This window comes from Arenimonas sp. (genome assembly GCF_019459675.1).
Classification (GTDB): Bacteria; Pseudomonadota; Gammaproteobacteria; order Xanthomonadales; family Xanthomonadaceae; genus Arenimonas.
Genome location: NZ_JAIBFH010000142.1, coordinates 1 through 1831, shown reverse-complemented (window position 1 = coordinate 1831; position 1831 = coordinate 1). Strand labels below are relative to the sequence as shown.

The 1831-nt window shown below is 64.4% G+C and carries 2 protein-coding genes; both read left to right on the top strand.

Annotated features, from left to right (window positions below; all coding sequences use genetic code 11):
• The first annotated feature begins 251 nt into the window (after positions 1-251).
• On the top strand, positions 252-836 hold the full coding sequence (locus K0M70_RS05170; protein WP_290780185.1) for a cytochrome c oxidase assembly protein: 585 nt from the start codon (positions 252-254) through the stop codon (positions 834-836).
• 34 nt (positions 837-870) lie between these two features.
• Positions 871-1746 (top strand): cytochrome c oxidase subunit 3, encoded by an 876-nt coding sequence (locus K0M70_RS05165; protein WP_290780183.1) that lies wholly within the window; start codon positions 871-873, stop codon positions 1744-1746.
• The last annotated feature ends 85 nt before the right edge of the window (positions 1747-1831 follow it).

Here is a 1831-nt window from a genome sequence, read left to right as displayed (position 1 = left end):
GTAAAGCGGCACCAGCGCGAAGGTGGCCACGAACGAGGCCACCGATACCAGCGCGATGGTGCGCAGGCTGGACTTCACCGCCTTGGACTTCATGCCAGCATCACCGCCAGCAGGATGCCCCCGTAATTCCCCACCCCTACGAAAAAACCTGCTTCTTAACCCCGCGGCCGCGGCGTGCGGGTCACTGCATGGGCGGTCGGCCTGGTCGCGGTGGGCATTTACGCGGCCTTCCTGCTGTCGGTGATGCTGCCATGACGTCCAAGGCGGTGAAGTCCAGCCTGCGCACCATCGCGCTGGTATCGGTGGCCTCGTTCGTGGCCACCTTCGCGCTGGTGCCGCTTTACTACATCGCCTGCGAGAAGGTGTTCGGCATCAAGCTCGAATCCGGCCCCACCGGCGAGGCCCAGGTGGCCGGCATGGTGGTGGACCAGTCGCGCACCATCCTGGTGGAGTTCGACGGTACGGTGAATTCGAAGCTGCCCTGGTCCTTCAAGCCCCAGCAGCTGACCATGCAGGTGCATCCGGGCCGGCAGTACGAAGCCAACTACATCGCCCGCAACACGTCCGACCATCCGATCGTCGGCAACGCCGCTCCGTCGGTGGCGCCGTCTACGGCGTCGACCTTCTTCAGCAAGACCGAGTGCTTCTGCTTCACCGAGCAGTTGCTCAATGCCGGCGAAGAGCGCCTGATGCCAGTGCGCTTCATCGTCGACCCGGACCTGCCGGCCCACATCAGCACCATCACGCTGTCCTATACTTTCTTCAGCAACGACGCGGCAACCGCCCGGATCGTCGCGGCGCCGGCTCCGCCGGCCGTCGCCCGCACCGCGCCCTGACCGACGGCCTTACAGGAAATACCCGGGGAACCCCATGGCACAGACCCACGACGATCCGAACATCTACTACGTCCCGCACCACAGCCCGTGGCCCTTCGTCGGGTCCATCACCCTGTTCATTACCATGGTGGGCGTGGCGAACTGGCTGAACGGCCATGCCTGGGGCCAGCCGGTGTTCTACATCGGCTTCCTGGCCACGATGGCCGTGCTGTTCAGTTGGTTCGGCAACGTCATTTCCGAGTCCATCGCCGGCAAGTACAACGCCCACGTGGACGCTTCGTTCCGCATGGGCATGATGTGGTTCATCTTTTCGGAAGTGATGTTCTTCGCGGCCTTCTTCGGCGCCCTGTTCTACGCCCGGCAGTTCTCGCTGCCGTGGCTGTCGGGCGAGGGCGACGGCGCGCTCACCAACCAGTTCCTGTGGGATGGCTTCGTTGCCGGCTGGCCGAGCGCCGGCCCGGCTGAACTGGGGGGCGCCTTCCAGACCATCCCCGCCTGGGGCTTGCCGCTGATCAACACGCTGATCCTGCTGACCTCGGGCATCACCATCACCATCGCCCACCATGCGCTGAAGGCGGGTCACCGCCGGGCGCTGCTGGTGTGGCTGGGTGCCACGGTGCTGCTGGGCTGCATCTTCCTGTTCTACCAGGCGGAGGAATACATCCACGCCTACCGTGATCTCAACCTCACGATGAGCTCGGGCATCTACGGCTCCACCTTCTTCATGCTCACCGGCTTCCACGGCATGCACGTGTTCCTGGGCACGCTGATGCTGGCGATCATCTGGCTGCGCTGCCTGAAGGGCCACTTCAGCAAGGACCACCACTTCGGCTTCGAGGCCGTGGCCTGGTACTGGCACTTCGTGGACGTGGTCTGGCTGGGACTGTTCCTGTTCGTCTACGTGGTCTGAACACACGCCGGCCCGCGCCATACCGGCGGGCCACTGTGGGAGGGACTTCAGTCCCGATGCTTCTTGGTGGGACATCGGGACTGAA